An 18,883-nucleotide genomic window follows, 5' to 3' on the forward strand; every position below is an offset into this window, starting at 1 on the left:
ACAGCGCCCAGCGACTAGTGTACTTCGCCCACCTCTCTACGATATGTCAAGCAAGAATGCGCTTCCGCTCTTCGTGTTTCCTTAATCTCAGTCGGTGTGCTCCAGTCCATTCGTCGCTAAACGAGCGCTTCCTCTTTTCTTGTACAGCAGGCAGTCTCGCTCTGTTTAGATCGAAATCCCTGCCTTTTCGAACCATAACGTCAGCCCTCCTCCATATATCCATCACTTTTGTTATCGTCCTCATTTGGGTAATATTCCTTAAAAAATTTTTAGTTAAAAGTAGCTTAAGAATTTTTAAAGTCCTACAACATATTGTTGGAAGAAAATCTACTATTGTTTTGCGGATACAAGTTATACACAGCTAAAAATATGATTAGTAAATAATGGCAATATTGTGGTATATTAGTCTTGTAATCTATTTTTAAAGAATGTAATAATTTGAAGATAAATTCATAAATTTAGTTTAGTAATTATCGGAAAAAGGTTATCGAGGGGGAGTCGCGGAAATGAAATACACAAAAGTGGTTTTAGGCGGCCTTATTGCGATTGTGGTTTTGATTCTTGTTTTTTCGTCTGTTACAACGGTTGCTTCTGGGTATAGAGGGGTACTTTTGCAGGTAGGGGAAGTAAAACCAACCATCCTAACAGAGGGACTTCATTTTAAAATTCCGTTTCTTCAATCCGTCCAACCAATTGAAGTCCGGGTCCAAAAAGAAGAAAGCTCACAGTCTGCTGCTTCAAAGGATCTGCAAATTGTAACGACAAAGGTGGCAGTCAACTATTCTGTTGATCCAGAAGCTGTAAATAAACTCTATCAGGAAATCGGCTTGGATTACCGGTCACGAATCGTTGACCCGGCGACTGCAGAAACACTAAAAGCAATAACGGCCCAATATACAGCTGAGGAGTTAATTTCCAAACGTCCGGAAGTATCAGCACAAGTGAAGGAAATGCTTTCAAAAAAATTAACAAAATATTTTATAAAACTAGAAGATATCAATATTAAAGAATTTGCATTTAGTGAAGAATTCAATAAAGCAATTGAATCCAAACAAACGGCTGAGCAAAACGCATTAAAGGCCCAAAGAGATTTGGACAGAATCAAAATTGAGGCCCAGCAGCAAATCACGCAAGCAGGGGCAGAAGCCGAAGCATTGAAGTTGAAAAAGCAGGAAGTAACACCTGAGTTAATTCAACTTAAACAAATTGAAGTACAGGAAAAGGCCTTGGAAAAATGGGATGGAAAATTGCCAAGTGTAACAGGCGGGGCAACGCCGTTTATTGATTTGAGTGGAACCGAGAAAAAATAAAAAGATGACTGCACTTCTAACGAAATTACTTCAGTCTGCAACATAATAAAATAACAATGTCATGCACACGTAATTTCATATATCGTGTGCATTTTCATTTACATAAAATTAAAAATATCCCCATTAAAAATTAATCTTGTCCTACTATAATTTATTTGAAGATTCAAAATATTAAGGGGATGAGTAGGTTGCAGAACAGATTAAAAATTAGGACGGCTGTAAGTGTGGTTGCTCTATGTTCCGTTATCGGGTTAACTTCCATTTCAAATGCGGTTCCGCAAAAGGCTGATGCCAGCAGCATTCAGGAACATCAAGATGACAAAAAGGATAGTAAAGTGGTTCTGACCTTTTCTACAGTGGGAGATTCGCGGGCAGATGCCACCCAACCAGGTTTAACAAATCAGGATAAAATTTGGCTGCAGAATACGAAAGCGATAACAAGAATTTCCCGTGAGGTACAAGCCCAGAAAGCAAATTTGTTTATTTTCAATGGAGATATGATTATGGGTTACAGCCCAAATTCTGACCAGAACCTGTTAAATCGCCAGTATGCCTACTGGCGCGGCTTAATGGCAAATATGTTTGAAACCGGGACGTATGTGGTACCTGTACCAGGTAATCACGAGGTACAAGATAAGTATAAGGATGCAAACGGTAAAACGGTCAAAATAGCAACTCAAGCTAATGAAAACACGTGGAGAAGCAATATGGGCGATATCATCATGGATACGGAGCGCTTTAAACAAATTGTAGGTGCTGACATCCAGGGATGGAATCCTGACAATCACCCGCAAATCGGAACGAATAATATTGTAACGGACCAAAAACAGTTGTCCTATTCATTTGATTTGAAGGGCTCGCATTTCGTTATTATCAATACAGATCCTGTTGGCAACGACAGTCATGCTCCGATTGAATGGTTGAAAAGCGATATAGCCAATGCTAAAAAGAATGGGGCCAAGCATATCTTTGTTTTTGGACATAAAGATGCGTTCCCATATGTTGCTGAACCGGCAAATCCACCATCTGCGGATGGCTTAGATGCTGATCCGAAAAGCAGGGACGAATTCTGGCAGGTGATTGAAGATAATGATGCGACCTATTTCTGCGGCCATGAGCATGTCTTCAATGTCAGTCAACCGCATGGTAAAGCGTATCAAGTGCTCGTAGGTTCCGGCGGCAGTCCTTTCGAGGTGAATGCACCGGTGCAAAATCCAACGGATAGAATGTATGCTTGGGCAACTGTAAAAGTATACGCGAACGGAGATGTTCGTGTGAATTGCTATGGATTTGATGAAAACTATGGAAAAACCAAACTGATTAAAAGCTTTGAACTGGCAAAATAGTTTGGGACAACCGGTGCTTTACGCAAAATTTTAGAGAATGATGAAGGGTAGGTTAAAACGGAGCGGGGTTAGCAAAAAAAGCATTAAATAATGATAGGAAATATTTAATAAGGAGTGAATTATTAATTGGCATCACACATCATTGTGGATGTATTCCTTCAAACGAAAACTTGCGTCTTAACCAACGCAGGTTTTCGTGGCATTCTTTTTGTGATTCAGTTTGTTTAAATATCTTCGAATAGAATCTTTGTTTAAGTCAACATAATTTTGTAAGCTGTCCGGGATAAACTTGTCAGTGCACTCGAGCGTGTCAGGTTTTAAGGAGACTTTGAATAATACGTGTTCTTGTGAATCGAGACACCTTATGTTTACTGTTGTTTCTTTATTTTTAATTTCTACAATTTGATATCGCATTTAGCTAGTCGCCCGCATTTCTGTGTTTAGAAGTCTGAAACATGCAACCTCTAGGTTTTCAATACATTCTTTTCGAATTGTTTCTGCACAAACAAAATCAAATAACAGCTCATCCTTTAATCTCGAGTAGATCATCAAAATTTGATCTTTTGACAGTATCTTCAAATGATTTTTTGCCGTATACATAGTAAATTCTCTTTCATAGTATTCGACAGTTCCAAATAAAAAAGTCACTTTTGTCTACATCCTCCCAGCATAAGTATTAGATCGTAATTGATACTTTTATACTATATCTAAGGATAGAGTGTTTCAACATAGTTCGGCAAAAATTTACATAAAAATGATAAATCTGAATATTTAGATGCATATCTATACGCCTATAGTTGTCGAATTTCTCAAGTTATTTTGTATAAAATATGTTATTAAAGTCGTTTTACAAAAATAATACAAAGCATTTATATAATGTTAATAATTAAAGTGTAATATACATATTGCCCAAACAAATTCATGTGTTTCTCAAACTTCCACCCTTTGTTGAAATCCGGCCTCAAACCGGATTTTACTTTTGTTATCTTTTTTTAATGGCCCTGTTAAACTTGGCTGTTGATTTGCGTTCCGGGCACGAACGGTTCGCGGGCGTTATGGGGAGCCTCCTTGGCGCTTAAGTGCCTGCGAGGTCTATACCCCGCCCTGTACTCCCACAGTACAATGAATTACATCCTTGAATCTGTCCATGCACGAAGGAAATGCGATAGCACTTTCGAGGAGTCTCACCGCTTTTCACTCCAATCAACATTGTTACAAAATCAACAATGGCCTTTAACAAAGCCTTTTTAATAAATTTGATCCCCGTTAAAGATTGAATTTTTAACAATGACATAATCGACATTGCGGATGGCAGCCAGCTTGTTTCCGCCTGCATAGGAAATAGCGGATTGAAGATCCTGCTCCATTTCGATCAATGTATCCTTTAAAGGTCCTTTGTACTCGACAAACATTTTTTTGCCTTCGACATTTTTCTTTTCACCTTTTTGAAATTCCGAAGCTGAACCAAAGTATTCTTTATAGCACTTTCCATCTTTCTCATAAGTTTCGCCTGGAGATTCTTCATGCCCGGCAAACAATGAACCGATCATGACCATCGTGGCCCCAAAGCGAACGGATTTGGCGATATCGCCATGTGTTCGAATACCTCCATCAGCAATAACCGGCTTACTGGCTGCTTTTGAACACCACCTTAGTGCCGCCAATTGCCAACCGCCCGTTCCAAATCCAGTTTTAATTTTCGTGATACATACCTTTCCTGGACCGATGCCTACTTTTGTTGCATCCGCACCGGCATGTTCCAATTCTCTGACCGCTTCCGGAGTCCCGACATTTCCCGCGATCAAAAAGCTTTCCGGTAAGTGCTTCTTAATATGATGAATCATTTTGATCACGGCATCGGAGTGGCCATGGGCAATATCAATTGTTATGTATTCCGGTGAAAGCTGTTCATCTGCTACTTGTTGGATGAAGCTATATTCTCCCTCTTTGACGCCGACACTAATCGATGCGAATAAGCCGCGTGCTTTCATATCTTTCATAAAACCCAGCCGCTTCTCCGGTTCAAAACGATGCATGATATAAAAATAACCATTTTCCGCCAGAAAGATTGCGATCTTTTCATCAATAATCGTTTGCATATTTGCTGGTACGACAGGAAGTTTAAATGTCATTCCGCCAAAGGTTACACTTGTATCACACTCAGATCTGCTATTTACCACAGATTTTGCCGGAACCAATTGAATATCTTCGTAATCAAACACATTATCCATAGTTACACCTCTGAACGATTATGATTGTTAGATAAAATTCTCGCATATATGGAAATTACCTTCTTAGTCATTATTTAAACATTTTATTATCTAAAATAATTACTTTTTCATCGAGAAGGGTTTCTCCAATTTCTTTTGTATGTTCCACTAAACGAAAGATATTGCCACAGCATTGCTTCGCACCTTTAACTAATAAGGGTACACCAATAAAGTTAATGTGAATTCCTCTTGAAAAAAATCCTCCTAAGGTCATCGCGAGCGGGACAGTTGGCGAAGTATTAGAGAAGACGATTCTTTCATTAAAATGGAACCTTTCTTGAAGTAACAGTATCATCTCTTGTAAAGCAGGAACCACAAGCTTGTGCCGCTTTCGGCCAATTGAATAAACAGGGTTTCCGTCCTCATCAATACCATGGAAAATAAGCTTTCCAAAATCGGCATGTGTTAATTTATTAAAATAGTTTACATTTAAAATTTCTTCTGTCGTTAATTTCTGCTCAGATTGAGGCAATTGTTTTAAATGATACGCAGCGGCTAAAGAAGTTGTATGTGTTCCACCATAATCATTATAGATATATATCATAGGAATCATCCTTTGTTTGTTCTCATTATTTATTATGGACATTTATACCATTTTTATTAATTTTAAAATCCCCTGTTAGAGGAAAATTAAATTGATGTGATTACTCTCACACTTGTTTACTTTTCGTCCTTTTATAATGAACAGTAAAACATCCTTAAAATAGACCGAGGTTACTAGTTCGGTAAAAAGGACCGGGGGAAAATAGAATGTTTATTAGTGGTAGGAATTATGTAAGTTTGAAGGAAGAAAACGAGGAGCTGAGGAAGAAGCTTGACGTGATGCAAGCTGAAATGCAGAAACAAAAAAGCTTTCAAAAAGAATTTTTTAAAACCTTTGCCCGGGAATTAACAATCACAATTGATCAACATGAATTAGTGAATAGTCAGCACCATGTTATGGGTGACCTAGTCGGTAAAATTAAAGAACGCTTCGATAAAGTAAACGCTATTAGTCAATCCTCGCTTGAGAATACGAGGACGCTTGCAAATAAAGGGGGGAGTTTGATTGGATCGGCGCAAGCGATGGTTTCAAACTCGGAGGAAGGACAAAATTCTGTTAGCAAGGTCGAACAATTAATCCTCCAGCTTGGGGAGCAGCTCGGTGCAACCTATAAAAAAATGAATCAATTAAATGAACGATCAAAGGAAATTGAACTAATCGTCAAAGTGATTAAAGAGATTGCAAGCCAAACCAATTTGCTAGCCTTAAATGCTTCCATTGAGGCTGCCAGGGCTGGTGAGCAAGGGAAAGGGTTTGCGGTAGTTGCTGATGAAGTGCGAAAGTTGGCTGAAAGTACGGCGACAAGTACAAACACGATCAGTGAGTTAACGCAAAATATTCAAAAGGATATCCAGGAAACGCTCCAATCAACAACAACTAGTACGGAAATTGTGAAGACCGGGATTGACCTGAGTGCCGATACTTCGCAAAAAATTGATTACATAGCAAGCATCATGAATGATGTGCAAACAGAAGTGAATGAAGTTATGGATAAGATTGAAGAACAAAACCAATATTCACAGCATGTCATGAGTGAAATTAGCCTTACCAAATCTGTTTTTGATGAAGTGAATGAGATGATTCTTACACACATCGATGATGCAAGTATCGTGGACACAAAATTAGACAAGGCTTTGAAAACAGTTCGTGCATATGGGTAACAATTTGGTAAGAAGATGCGGATAAATAATGATAAGAGGTCGATAAAATCCAAAAACAGGTTGATACCCATGCCGCAAACCAGAAAAAAGGCATTCACGGGGACAATTGTTTACATCAAGTTAACGGTATCACGCGTGTTCTTTTGCTATAATAGATAAAAACCTGTCAGCTTGCTTGAGAAAGGGGTGATATTCTTTGTTGAAGCTAGGTGTAAAAAGTTCTTACCATCCAGAACAGCTTTATGATCGATTAACCTATAAACCTGATATTATTGAACTGCATTTAGTTGCCGACGATTTGTTTGGTGAGAAAAGAAAGCAATTAGAAGCAACCATCTCCATGTTGAAAAGCCAAGAGTGTGAGGTGTATTTACATCACCCCTCCAAATATAATGGAAGGTTTTTAGATATCATTCACGAACAGAGGGAAGATTATCTTTTCTATCATTTATCTACCAGGATCCTCGCAGATATTTGTGCCACACATTCAATAAAATGCGTGATTCACCCTCATTACTCACGATCGAATACCTCCGCAATCAATAAAGGGAATCGGGATAAAATGGTCCATGAAATAAGCAGGATTTTAACATACGGGAATGATTCGTTTTTATGGGAAAATTCCATAGTGGGTCTCTTTACTGCTGAAAACCCTTATTGGTTTGAGGATTTTATTCAGCCGTTAGGCTTGCCATTGACGTATGATATTAGTCACGCCTTTATCTCCTTCAAGGGTAATAACCAATTATTATTAGAGCAGATTAAGAAATTAGCTGCTTATATTCAATATTTCCACGTTGTTGATAGTAAAGGTCAAAAACATGACGGATTGCCATTAGGGACCGGTCACATTCAATGGAAGCCGATTATTCCGTATTTAATGAGCCGGCCGTATATCTATGAAATTACGCTTAAAGACCAAACGAATGCGATTGAAATGGTTCAGAGCCATACCTATTTAAGCTGTCTGTCCAATCAATAGCAGCACTCAAAAGTTATTTAATGGGAATATGTTAATAAATATGTAACTATTTTTTCATAGAAAATTAATAAATAAGGTTTACTATAGATTTTGTAGCTAGGACAAACAAGTTACCTTTCTCTATATTTTAACCCCTTTTTTAGATCCGGCATATTGGATGTCGGATCTTTTCGTTGCGGTTTTAAATGAAGAAACAGAAAAGGGAAAAGGCTTCCAGTGCCTTTTCCCCAAAAAATCTCTATTTGTTTTCTGCGACTAGTTTTTTGTCTAAATGACGGTGGATGAGTATATAAACGATTCTAATTGTTATCCCAACTCCTACAATACCGCCAAGTAGCAACCCATTATCCATTTTTATGCCTCCCATTAGGTGAAGTTTCTGTTACCGAATGAAAATTATATGAAGAAACTTTAACGTTTTTCTTTAATGGTATTGTATTCATTATATGGCAATATCCAGTTAATTAGTATAGAAAAAATGTATCAGTTTTTTGACAAATTACAAGAAATATGAGCAAGTAAGCATGGTTAGCTTGGGGGTAAGCATGGGGGTTAGCATGGGGACGGTTCTTGTGTCCAAAAAGAAACGGGAGAACCGTCCCCATGAGACACTTCGATTGGATTAGGATGTTAAAAAAAAGCGTTTTTTCGGCTTTATTGGATAAAAAACAATCGAGGGGCAGGTTATCGTGATATCGGGGAAGCCTGGCAGGCAGCGAATCGCCTCATTGTCTGTAAAGGTATTTAGATCGACCTCATTCAGCGCTCCCGTTGTACAAGCCTCGACACACGCTGGGATCATCCCGATATCCTGTCTTTGGTAACACATTTGACATTTGCTGACCTTTTGCGTTTCCGGATTAAATTGGGGGGCGTGATAGGGACAGGCTGAAACACACAACCGGCAGCCTGTGCAGAGATTTTCATCGATTTGGATGATTCCGTCCTGCCGCTTTAAAAAAGCCCGTTCGGGACAAACCCGGAAGCACTCCGGGCTGTCACAATGAGAACAGGAATGGGAAAGATACAGTTCGGGCGCGAGTTTACTAACTTTCCGCCACTGAATGCCGATGGGGGTTTGGTTTTCATTTTTACAGGCGATCTCACAGGCTTTGCAGCCGATGCACTGGTCAGCATTAAAGCTAAATCCAACTCGTTTAAACACGTTTCTCACCCCATTTCCTGATTTTTACCGTACTATCATAAAAGAACGTACTCGATTCCTGTGACTGTTTGCCGTTACACTGAGTGATTAGCTTATTTATCGGGTTACTGCCGGCTTGGGCAGTAAGGACGACATTAGTTGGTAACGACGGGTTGATTTTTGCAGTACCAACAATCGATCCCTCCTCATTAAAAATCTCAATCTTCATATCCTCAGTAATGTGCTGGTCATTTGCAGCTGCTGGTGAAAGCTCGATGATATCCTCCATTTGTCCTTGATTTAGCCATGGGATCATTTCATATTGCGAATGAATTTTCAACAAGGATTGTGGTGTTAATAATTTATACGTAAATGGTTTTAGCCGTACTTCGGTTTGGGTCAGTTCTTCATTTTGCTGGATGATGATCTGATCGAATGGCTCCAGCGTAAACTTATCATGAATCGACTGGGGAGCTGCTGCTTGTTTAATGTGAGGCCCCGCTAGCAAATCCTCATAGGATTTTAGTGAATACCGCTCCATGATCTCAGGAGTAAGCTCTGCTTTTATCCAGTCGATCGGCTCTTTTTCAAAGGGAAAGTTTGAAAAAGCAGGTGACAGTTCATTTAGTTTCTTTGTTAACTCCCTAGCAATCTGTAAATCACTTTTTGCTTCGTAATAGGGAGGAATGGCTTTTTGGTTGAAAGAGAGCCAATAGTGCCAATAGCCGACATGTAAATCCTCTTCTTCAAAATGAGATGCAGCTGGGAGAACAAGATCGGATTGTTCGGCCGTTTTCGTTAAATAAAGATCGACGGTCACAATCAATTCCAATTGGTTTAACAACTGCTGCCAAGATCTTAAGTCCTGGTCCTGCGTAATGACATTTCTCGAAGCAAACCATAAAAATTCCAACGGCGGGTCTGTCAAGGAAAGAGCGTTTCTTGGGTAATGACTGAAGTCAATTTCTCGCGATGCTTGAATAGATGGATGGACAGGCCCCTGGTGATTAAGTAAGTTTTGCGGAAAATGGTCAACGTCAAAATGCATATAGTACAGCCCCCCAAATGGGACACTGAGATTCCCGGTAATTGCAGCAAGGCTGGTTATGGCACTAATGCTGCTGCTCCCGTGTTCGCTTCGCTGGACACCTAATCCATTCCAAGTCACAGCAGGCTTCCGCTTTTCATAGAATTCAGCAAGCAATTCAATTGCTTCGAGCGGGGCCCCTGTTCGCTGTGCTATCTCCTTCATGTCTATATTTGTTTGGATAAAATGTTTGTACTCATTCCAGCCAAGCGTTTCCTCCTGAAGAAAGTGATCCGCAACATTTCCCTTGTCAATAAGCAGCTTGGCGACGCCATATGCGAGCCATGCATCCGTTCCGGGCTTTATTTGGATATAGACATCGGCTTTTTCCGCTGTTCTTGTAAAAATCGGATCAATGACAACGAGTTTAGCCCCGTTTCTTCTTGCCTCATAAAGATATTTCATTTGGTGGACATTGGTTACCGCAGGATTTGCTCCCCAGATGACAATCAGGCTTGCATGTGCCATATCCTCGGGGATGGAGCTGAAGTCGCGGCCAAATGACCGATTGATGGCAAGTTTACCTGATAAAGCACACGGATTGCCAACTGGTTTTGTATGCGGTCCAATACTATTGAACATCCCCTCCACCGCATAATGGAGGATCCCGAGATTACCTGAAAATTTGTTGTAGCCGCAGGAGAGATTTGAGCCATAGCGTTGATTCAGTTCGATTATTTTTTCGGCAATGACCGAGTAAGCTTCATCCCAGGAGATTCTTTTCCAGTTGCCTGAACCTCTTGGTGTCTGCAGCATTGGATACTTCAGTCGCTTCGGATTATAAACAAATTGGGTGTATGCATAGCCCTTGGCGCACAGCCTGCCCTTTGTATAACCATGCTTCGGGTCCCCGGTCACTTTGGTCAGGCGGTCATTTTTGACATAGGATAAGATGCCGCAGGTGCCGAAACAATTTCGGGGACAAGTATTACGATAAATTCCATCCTTCATCCTAACCACCTTCGTTCTTCATAATTTCCTTAATAGTTTAATTTTGAAAGCAGCGGTTATATTTAAACGCTCATTTATATCATCAAATTTCACATTAAGGATTTCTTCCATCCTTTTAACACGATACCGCAGTGTATTGCGGTGGAGAAATAAGGCATTCGCGGTTTTCCCCATATCAAATTGATTGGCGTTAAGCGCATCAAGTGTTTCAAGCAGATTTCCTTCATGGTCAGCATCATAGTCGATCAGAGCACCAAGAGTGTGATCAAAATACTCCCTGAGATCCTGCAGGTCATGTTTATATAAAATTCGCTCTAAGCCTAGATCGGTGAAAAATGGTGTTGGCATTTTGAGGAGGATACCTAATTCAAAGGCCACTTTTGCTTCTTGATAGCTGCGAAAAAGCTCGGCAGGGTTACTGTAGATTTTCCCCATTCCGCAAGCAATGTCTGGCTTCAGCTCAATTTTTTTCGCTTGGGAAAGGATATAATTCGCAAAACTCTCTAGTTGAAGTTTAAATTGACCAACGTCAGCGGTATGCTGCGGAATCAGGGTAATAATCTGGGCTTGTTTGGCCATTGTAATCGGGTTTAGCTGATGGTGAATAAGTTCTTTTTCAACAAGCTGCAAGAGGATGTTGACAGGGTTCTGATCCGTGAAAAAGTGATCGTATTCAATAAAGGAAAACACCATGATCATATAAGGAACAGTAAAATCCCAGCCCCAAATTAAGCCGTAGTCGATGATATCGTCCTTTTTTTTGATATTTCCATAAAGCAAATCAAACAGAAAGGCATCTTTAAACTTGCCCTTTTCTTGCTTTATTTCAACCTTTTTCTGAATTTGCAGAGCACATAGAGAAGCGCTAAATTGAAGGATTTGTTCATAAACAGAGGCGCCAAGCAGGTCCCTGTCACTGACTACTATAAGAAAACCCATCTGTTTATGATTGAGATCAATTGAGCTGGCAAGACCATTTTTCAGCGAATCAAGCGTCGAAATCTGACAAGCAAAAAGAGAATGGCTTTCCTCGTCTCTGCTTGGGATCACGACGATTTCAGCCATATCTGTGTGCACCATTGAGCATGAAATCGGTTGATAAAAGGGGTCAGTGACGAGAACAGGACAGGACAAGAAAGCGGAGAGCTTACGAACAATCTGATCAACACCTTTGCTTGATTCAGTCAGCAGTTCTTGGACAAAATTGGGAATGGCAAGCTGTTTGTTCATTATGTCTGCTCCCTTCTACTAAAAAATCTAGTATACCTTCATCATATAGTAGTCTGTTAAATGGAACAATGAATGTCACAGAATCGTAAATTCCTTTCGTCACCGCGCACAAAAAACCTGCTGATTATTCGTGTAGCGGGGCCATACCCTCAGAGAATCAAAAAAACTATAATGAACGCATCAGGAAATGTGAATCAGTTCACAAAACGAATCATGTTCGGAATCATGTTCGAAAAATAGCCAACAAAGGGTGTTCGTTATGATCGCAAAGCTAACAAAAGACAAATTACGGACGTTTCAAAATAAAGCACTTGTTCAATATGGAAATATTTATACAGATATCGAGAATGCAACTATAGAGCAGATAGAGTCCTTCGGTTTGCCGCTATCAAGGCGGAGGCACCATGTTCTTCAGCAAACCGAGCAACTGAGGGCTAAGGGGGCGATCTTTCGAAATAATGACAAAAGTATCCTCTCAAACGGAAGAATTTCAAGTGCATGTGAGGCTTGTAGGACAGGGACGGGAAGCTATACAACCTTTGTTTCATTGAAATGCCACCGAGATTGCTATTTTTGTTTTAACAAAAACCAGGATGAATACAACTTCTACTTACAAAATAAGAAAAATGTAAATCAAGATTTACAGAGTTTAGTAGACCAGGGTGTTAAATTGACGCATCTTGGCTTAACGGGTGGGGAGCCGTTGTTGCATCCGGCAGAAACACTTGCTTTTTTCCGGTTGGCAGATGAACTGGTGCCGGATGCCCATACAAGATTATATACAGCTGGTGACTTGATTAATGAAGACATTTTGCAAGGGTTAAAGGATGCTCACGTAAATGAGCTTCGTTTTAGTATCAAAATGGAGGACACCATTCAAAAAAGAAACTATATTTTACAAAAAATCGCCCTTGCTAAGCAATATATCGCTGATGTGCTTGTCGAGATGCCAGTTATTCCCGGGACCGGCGAGGATATGAAGGAGCTGTTGCCCGAGCTCGACAAGCTTAACGTATTTGGCATTAATTTATTGGAGTTTTGTTTTCCGCTTGGGAACGCGAGTGCATTTAAAGAAAAGAACTTGAATCTGAAAAACCCGCCATATGATGTGTATTACAACTTTTGGTATGCTGGCGGTTTGGCAGTAGCTGGAAGCGCAGAACTCTGCTTAGAGCTTGTCGACTTTGCCATCGACAAAAAGCTCAAGCTTGGTGTTCATTTTTGCTCTTTAGAGAACAAATTTACCGGGCAAATTTATCAACAAAACCATGATCAGGCTTTGGATGAAACTTTCATTTTTTCAGTAAAGGATTACTATTTTAAAACTGCCAAGGTGTTTGGGAAGGAGCGGGGAACAGTTAAGAAAATATTAGAAAAACACCATGAGCCGTTCACTATTAATAATGATTACCAATTTCTTCAATTTCCGATTCAATCAATTAAATTATTGAAAAATCGGGATTTGGATATTGTTATTTCATCCAATGTCGTTGAGATGGAACAAAATCAGCAGGTGATTAGGGAAGTAAAGCTTGAATGGACGACACCTAAAATGTTTGAAATGCTTGAGATTTAAGTTCATTCGTAGAAAAGGAGTGATCGTATGGAGCTAGTAACGAAGTCCCTTTCGTTTAAAGAGATTGAGAATGTTTTATATGCAAGGCAATTTGCCTTTGACATCCTAAGAAGGTTTTTTGTCGAAGAACCTTCCAAAGAGTATTTAAAACAATTTGTTCAAAAAAATATGATTCATTTATTCCCTTTTAAAGATGATTCTCCTGAAATACAAGCGGGGGTCAATGATATTAATGCCTTTTTAGCAACACATGATGTTGTCAATATTGAACGACATTATCAAGATTTACATTGGGATTATACTAGGATGTTTATTGGGCCTTTTTCGTTGTCAACTCCTCCCTGGGAATCCTCTTACGTGAGGAAGGACGGACTTTTATTTCAAGGCACGACGATGGAAGTTCGCAAGCTTTATGAAAAATATGGGATCTTCGTTCGGGACTTTAACATTGAGGCAGATGATCATTTCGGGCTCGAGCTCGACTTTATTTATCACTTAAATGAGCTTTGTCTGCAAATTTGTGAATCTAATCAGGAAGCAGACTTTGATAAAATAACCCAATTACTAATGGAACAAAGTAAATTTCTGAAGGAGCACCTTTTGCAATTTGTTCCACAGCTTTGTAATGGAATCATCAGTGAAGCCAATACTAGCTTTTTTGTTGGCTTGGCAAAAATAGTACAAAGCTATTTAAAAATTGATTTGGAGGTTCTGAACGAGCTTTTGAATATTGATATTTTATAAGAGGAGGCAAATGGAATGATTGATTTAATCAATAAAATCAAAGATTTCAAAATGACAAGAAGATCATTCATTGGCTGGACATCAGCAATTGCAGCAACTGCTGCGGTCCCAGTCAGCCGAGGATTAGTTGCCAAAGCCGAAACCAACATTGGGACAAAAGACAGCGAGGGCGAAGGAATTTGGAAAACAGCCGCATGCTGGCATAACTGCGGCAGCCGCTGTTTAAATAAGGTTTTGGTCAAAGACGGCATGGTCATTCGCCAAAAAACTGATGATACCCATAAAGACAGCCCGGATTTTCCGCAGCAGCGCGGATGCTTGCGCGGGCGTTCACAGCGCCGCCAGGTATTCAATGCGGACCGTTTAAAGTATCCAATGAAGCGGAAGCACTGGTCACCGGGCGGGGGAAATAAGGAGCTGCGCGGAAAAGATGAATGGGTGCGCATTTCCTGGGATGAAGCCCTTGAACATGTTGCAACTGAAATAAAAAGAATAAGCAAAAAGTATGGGAATGACTCCATTCTTATTACAGGCGAAAGTGATTCAAACATTAAAAGTGTACTTTCTTCAGTGGGAGGATACAGTGAAAACTATGGCAGTACTTCATGGGGTGCTTGGAGATGGATATGGGAACAAATGGGGATCGGAGAGGGTCTGATTGTTAATAGCATCAACGACCGTATCGATTTAAGAAATTCCCAATTGATTGTTCTCTGGGGTGCAAATCCTGCATGGAGTACGATGGGAAGTGTAACTTACAACTATTTGCAAGCGAAAAAGGCTGGTGCTCGTTTCTTAACAATCAATCCACTTTACACTGATTCTGCCAATGTATTTGGAGCAGATTGGGTTCCGATTAGACCGGGAACAGATGATGCTTTAGCATTTGGTATCATGTATACCCTGCTTGATGAAGACAGCCCGGCAAATCCATTAGTTAAATGGGATTTCTTAAATAAATACACAATTGGATTTGACGCCGACCATATGCCGGAAGGTGCCGATCCTAAAGATAATTTAAAAGATTATATTCTGGGAACGTATGATGGTCAGCCCAAAAATCCTGAATGGGCTTATGAAATTTGCGGAGTAGAACCAAGTAAAATTCGTGAGCTTGCCCGTGAAATTGGCGGAACAGAGCGAGTCGCTTTATTAACAGGATGGGCACCTGCACGCATTGCGAATGGTGAGGGCTGGGTTCAAGCATTCTCAGCACTGGGAATGATGACGGGCCATATGGGAAGTTCAGGTAATATGACAGGTGTCAGTTGCTGGGAATATGCAGGAAATATGGGGCCAATGCTTGTAAAAGCAGGACCAAAAGGCACACCTGCAGTTAAAAATCCTATTACCAATTTGATAAATGAAAATGAGGTGTGGGACGCAGTTTTAAATGATAAATTCCTACAAAGATATGAAGGCGAAAGACAAGTAAATATTCAAATGCTTTACCATAACTACAACAATGTATTGCAAACACGAAGTAATATTGCAAAGGGTATTAAAGCACATAAAGAAGTAGAATTTGTCGTTACCAATGCATATGCCTTAACGACAAATGCTAAGTATTCTGATATTGTCCTTCCTGTTGCTACTCAATGGGAAACACCAGGAGCAGTTAAGGGGGGAAACCGCGAAATATTAATTACTTGGTCTAAGATTATTGAGCCGTTATATGAATCAAAATCAGATCAACAAATTGCCGAGGGACTATTAAAGAAATTAGGGAAAGACCCTAAAGAAGTATTCCTATTATCTGAGAAACAACAATACTTTAACCAATTAGCAGGAAGTACAGTTGTAAAGGAAAACGGTGTTGAATACGAACCGTTATGTACGATTACTGCTAAAGACATTGCGGAATGGGGCGTTCAAGGTAAACCGCAGCAAGGTCGCATCCCGCTAAAGGAATTCGTCGACAGAGGAATTTATCAAGTACCCAGAAAGCAAGGGGATAACTTTGGCTTTATTGCCTATAAAAATTTTATTGACGATCCTGCCGGCCATCCGGTCTCAAGTGAAAGCGGCAAATTTGAAATTTATTGCAGAGCCGTAAATGAAATGTCTAAAAAGGCCTACTCAGAAATTGCGCCTATACCAAAATATGAGCCAAAGGTTCATGGTTATGAATCTACTTTTAAAGATTGGAAGAATAAGAAAAAAGGCAAATATCCTTTTCAAGTCATTAATCCGCATTATTTAAGACGTTCACATAGTACTTTAGATAATGTTCCACAATTGCGTGAGGCATGGCCAAATCCTATTTATATCAGTAGAAAAGATGCTGATGAAATCGGAATTAAAGATGGAGATACAGTTCTTTTCTACAATGAATTCGCCAAATCTTTACGTCCGGCAAAGGTTGTTGAAACCATCATGCCAGGTGTTCTCGGACTTCCGCACGGAGCATGGGTAGATATTGATGAGAAGACCGGCATCGACCGAGCAGGAGCAGATAATTTATTTGTGCCCCACATTCCAAAAGGACTTGGTTCATCCGGATTTAACTCAGCCCGTGTTAATGTTGAAAAATGGACCGGAGAACCGCTTGAAGAAGATGTGAAGTGGGCGCAGCGTATCATTGATTATAAATAAACAAGAAGGAGGACGTAAATCATGACGCAATTGGGATTTTATATAAATGTGGCTGAATGTGTCGGCTGTAAAACCTGCACAATTGCATGTAAAGATAAAAATGATTTAGAAGTAGGAAGAAATTTTCGGAGAGTCTATGATTTTGTAGAAGGAAGTTTTCCGAAACCGTCAATTTGTCATGTCTCGATTTCTTGTAATCACTGTGATCAGCCTGCTTGTGTGCAAGGCTGTCCTACAGGTGCTATGCACAAAAGGACTGAAGACGGTGTGGTAGTCGTTGACCAGGATAAATGTGCAGGCTGTAAGTATTGTGTGTGGAACTGTCCTTACGGCGCCCCACAATATAATAAGGAAACTGGGAAAATGACGAAATGTGATACATGTCTTGATCTCCGTGAAAACAGGGAAGAGCCGGTATGTGTGACATCTTGTATTATGCGTGCCATTAAATTTGGCCCAATCGATGAATTACGCAAGAAATATGGTAAAAATGCGGATATTAAAGGTATTCCAAGTTCTTCAATCACCAAACCAAATCTAGTTATTGGTGTTAAAAATAATTAAAATGAAAGGGAGGGAATGACATGCATGAATGGGCATTATTAATTATGACGGTTTGTGTCCCCGCAGCAGTTGGAGGATTCCTATTTCTAGGACTCTTCCATAACAAAATTGCAAAAGCAGATCAGGATTCTTATAAAGCTATGAAACTTCCGGTACTGACTTTAGCTGTTTTATCAATCGTTGGATTGTTTGCTTCTTTCTTCCATTTGGGAACACCAGCACATGCAATTTATACGATTTTAGGCTTCGGCCGTTCTTGGATGAGCAATGAAATTGTGTTTACGGGTGCTTTTATTGGATTAGCAGTAATTACAGCTGCACTGGTAATAGTACAAAAGAAAACTAATCCAATCTTTATGATGGTAACCGGTATCGTTGGTTTAATTGCTGTTTATTGTATGGCTAGTATTTACACAGCTACACGGGTAAATGGATGGGATAATGTGAATACGTATCTTGTCTTTTTTGGAACAGTATTCACACTTGGTCCAGTCCTTGCTGCAAGCTTAATGAGTACAGCCCTTAAAGGCGATCTATTAAAAAGCATTATCAAATGGGCATTCGCGATTACCGTATTTGGCATTGGCATTCAAGTAATCGGTACAGCAGTATTCTCTGTATCAAATGCGGAAATTGAAATGATTAATGGAGCAGCTGCAATTGAGAGTCTGTCAGGATACAGTACGATGATTACATTCCGCTGGGTACTTGAAGTAGCAGGGCTTGTACTGCTCGGATTCTTAGCAATCGCTTCAGTGAAAAAAGTAAACTATGCACTTATCTATGCAGCGGTTGCCGTTTTAATAATCGGCGAAGTAATGAGCCGATATGCATTCTATGTTATGGGCGCCTAAGTGAAAGCAATGTGTTGCTTTTGCAAAAAGGAAGTGAAGATTTTGCTTTCCTTTTGTAAAAAATCGTTCAAATCTTGCGAGTGATGTGGAAGCAATGGAGTTTTAGAAAGATGGGTCAGAGAAATCATTCGTAAAGACTCTGCTGCGCCCATGAATAAAAAATTTAAAGGAGTGAATGTCGATGTTATCTAATATCGGAGTACCTGGTTTAATTCTGATTATCATATTGGCCCTGATTATCTTTGGCCCTAAAAAGCTGCCAGAGCTTGGTCGTGCTGCGGGGCAAACGTTAAGGGAATTTAAACGTTCAACTCAAGGCTTGATTGAGGACGAAAAAGAAACGATTGTTGAAGCTGTAAAATTAGAAAAAGAAAATGAAACGATTGCCGAAGCTGTAAAATTAGAAAACGAACCAAAATCTAATTGATGGTGAGAATTTCCCGCAGGAAGGGATAAAATAGAAAAAAAGCGAACCCGCAAACTCTAGGAGTGTTGCGGGTTCGCTTTTTTGCGTCAATAATTAACG

Annotated in this window: 17 protein-coding genes; 10 read left to right on the forward strand and 7 right to left on the reverse strand. The window is 39.9% G+C overall.

From position 1 onward, the window contains the following. Positions 1–46 precede the first annotated feature (46 nt). On the reverse strand, positions 47–244 hold the full coding sequence (locus JN080_RS04695; RefSeq protein ID WP_256234761.1) for a hypothetical protein: 198 nt from the start codon (positions 242–244) through the stop codon (positions 47–49). 262 nt (positions 245–506) lie between these two features. Between JN080_RS04695 and JN080_RS04700 the strand changes: the two genes are divergently transcribed. Together JN080_RS04700 and JN080_RS04705 are read left to right on the forward strand one after the other, a co-directional pair. Continuing rightward, positions 507–1,310 carry a prohibitin family protein gene (locus JN080_RS04700; protein WP_256234762.1) on the forward strand — a complete coding sequence of 268 codons (804 nt, stop codon included), beginning with the start codon at positions 507–509 and terminating at the stop codon, positions 1,308–1,310. Between the two features lie 188 nt (positions 1,311–1,498). After that, a complete protein-coding gene (locus tag JN080_RS04705; protein WP_256234763.1) occupies positions 1,499–2,656 on the forward strand; it encodes a metallophosphoesterase family protein in 1,158 nt (385 codons plus the stop codon). Positions 2,657–3,070: 414 nt separating this feature from the next. On the opposite strand, the gene JN080_RS04710 is transcribed toward JN080_RS04705, so the two are convergent. The 3 genes from JN080_RS04710 to JN080_RS04720 all read right to left on the reverse strand — a co-directional run bounded on the left by JN080_RS04710 (position 3,071) and on the right by JN080_RS04720 (position 5,470). Then, positions 3,071–3,304, reverse strand: a complete 234-nt coding sequence (locus tag JN080_RS04710) for a hypothetical protein (protein ID WP_256234764.1) — start codon at positions 3,302–3,304, stop codon at positions 3,071–3,073. A gap of 599 nt (positions 3,305–3,903) precedes the next feature. Next, positions 3,904–4,887 (reverse strand): GMP reductase, encoded by a 984-nt coding sequence (gene guaC / locus JN080_RS04715; RefSeq protein WP_256234765.1) that lies wholly within the window; start codon positions 4,885–4,887, stop codon positions 3,904–3,906. A 70-nt stretch (positions 4,888–4,957) separates the two neighbouring features. Further along, positions 4,958–5,470 carry a DUF3189 family protein gene (locus tag JN080_RS04720; RefSeq protein WP_256234766.1) on the reverse strand — a complete coding sequence of 171 codons (513 nt, stop codon included), beginning with the start codon at positions 5,468–5,470 and terminating at the stop codon, positions 4,958–4,960. Positions 5,471–5,676: 206 nt separating this feature from the next. Here JN080_RS04720 and JN080_RS04725 point away from each other — a divergent pair, with 206 nt between their 5' ends. Continuing rightward, complete coding sequence (locus tag JN080_RS04725; protein ID WP_256234767.1) at positions 5,677–6,630, forward strand: methyl-accepting chemotaxis protein; 954 nt, start codon at positions 5,677–5,679, stop codon at positions 6,628–6,630. A 196-nt stretch (positions 6,631–6,826) separates the two neighbouring features. Next, positions 6,827–7,612 carry a sugar phosphate isomerase/epimerase family protein gene (locus JN080_RS04730; RefSeq protein WP_256234768.1) on the forward strand — a complete coding sequence of 262 codons (786 nt, stop codon included), beginning with the start codon at positions 6,827–6,829 and terminating at the stop codon, positions 7,610–7,612. A gap of 622 nt (positions 7,613–8,234) precedes the next feature. Here JN080_RS04730 and JN080_RS04735 read toward each other — a convergent pair. From JN080_RS04735 to JN080_RS04745, 3 genes are read right to left on the reverse strand one after another with little or no spacing between them, the layout of a single operon-like run. Then, on the reverse strand, positions 8,235–8,777 hold the full coding sequence (locus JN080_RS04735; RefSeq protein WP_256234770.1) for a 4Fe-4S dicluster domain-containing protein: 543 nt from the start codon (positions 8,775–8,777) through the stop codon (positions 8,235–8,237). Next, positions 8,770–10,794: a molybdopterin-dependent oxidoreductase gene (locus JN080_RS04740; protein ID WP_256234772.1), complete on the reverse strand. Its 2,025-nt coding sequence runs from the start codon at positions 10,792–10,794 to the stop codon at positions 8,770–8,772. The genes JN080_RS04735 and JN080_RS04740 overlap by 8 nt, the downstream gene beginning before the upstream one ends. An 18-nt stretch (positions 10,795–10,812) precedes the next feature. After that, positions 10,813–12,024: a PucR family transcriptional regulator gene (locus JN080_RS04745; RefSeq protein ID WP_256234773.1), complete on the reverse strand. Its 1,212-nt coding sequence runs from the start codon at positions 12,022–12,024 to the stop codon at positions 10,813–10,815. Between the two features lie 259 nt (positions 12,025–12,283). On the opposite strand from JN080_RS04745, the gene JN080_RS04750 reads away from it, so the two are divergent. From JN080_RS04750 to JN080_RS04775, 6 genes are all read left to right on the forward strand, one after another. Beyond that, on the forward strand, positions 12,284–13,600 hold the full coding sequence (locus JN080_RS04750; RefSeq protein WP_256234774.1) for a radical SAM protein: 1,317 nt from the start codon (positions 12,284–12,286) through the stop codon (positions 13,598–13,600). A 27-nt stretch (positions 13,601–13,627) separates the two neighbouring features. Then, a complete protein-coding gene (locus JN080_RS04755; RefSeq protein ID WP_256234775.1) occupies positions 13,628–14,344 on the forward strand; it encodes a TorD/DmsD family molecular chaperone in 717 nt (238 codons plus the stop codon). Between the two features lie 15 nt (positions 14,345–14,359). Continuing rightward, positions 14,360–16,939 (forward strand): molybdopterin-dependent oxidoreductase, encoded by a 2,580-nt coding sequence (locus JN080_RS04760; protein WP_256234776.1) that lies wholly within the window; start codon positions 14,360–14,362, stop codon positions 16,937–16,939. A gap of 21 nt (positions 16,940–16,960) precedes the next feature. Beyond that, positions 16,961–17,503, forward strand: coding sequence for a DMSO/selenate family reductase complex B subunit (locus JN080_RS04765; protein ID WP_256234777.1), 543 nt, complete (start codon positions 16,961–16,963; stop codon positions 17,501–17,503). Positions 17,504–17,523: 20 nt separating this feature from the next. After that, complete coding sequence (locus JN080_RS04770; RefSeq protein ID WP_256234778.1) at positions 17,524–18,357, forward strand: dimethyl sulfoxide reductase anchor subunit family protein; 834 nt, start codon at positions 17,524–17,526, stop codon at positions 18,355–18,357. 181 nt (positions 18,358–18,538) lie between these two features. Further along, positions 18,539–18,784 carry a twin-arginine translocase TatA/TatE family subunit gene (locus JN080_RS04775; protein ID WP_256234779.1) on the forward strand — a complete coding sequence of 82 codons (246 nt, stop codon included), beginning with the start codon at positions 18,539–18,541 and terminating at the stop codon, positions 18,782–18,784. Positions 18,785–18,883: the final 99 nt, after the last annotated feature.

The sequence above is a fragment of the Bacillus sp. EB600 genome, assembly GCF_024494385.1.
Lineage (GTDB): Bacteria > Bacillota > Bacilli > Bacillales > Cytobacillaceae > JAEVLT01.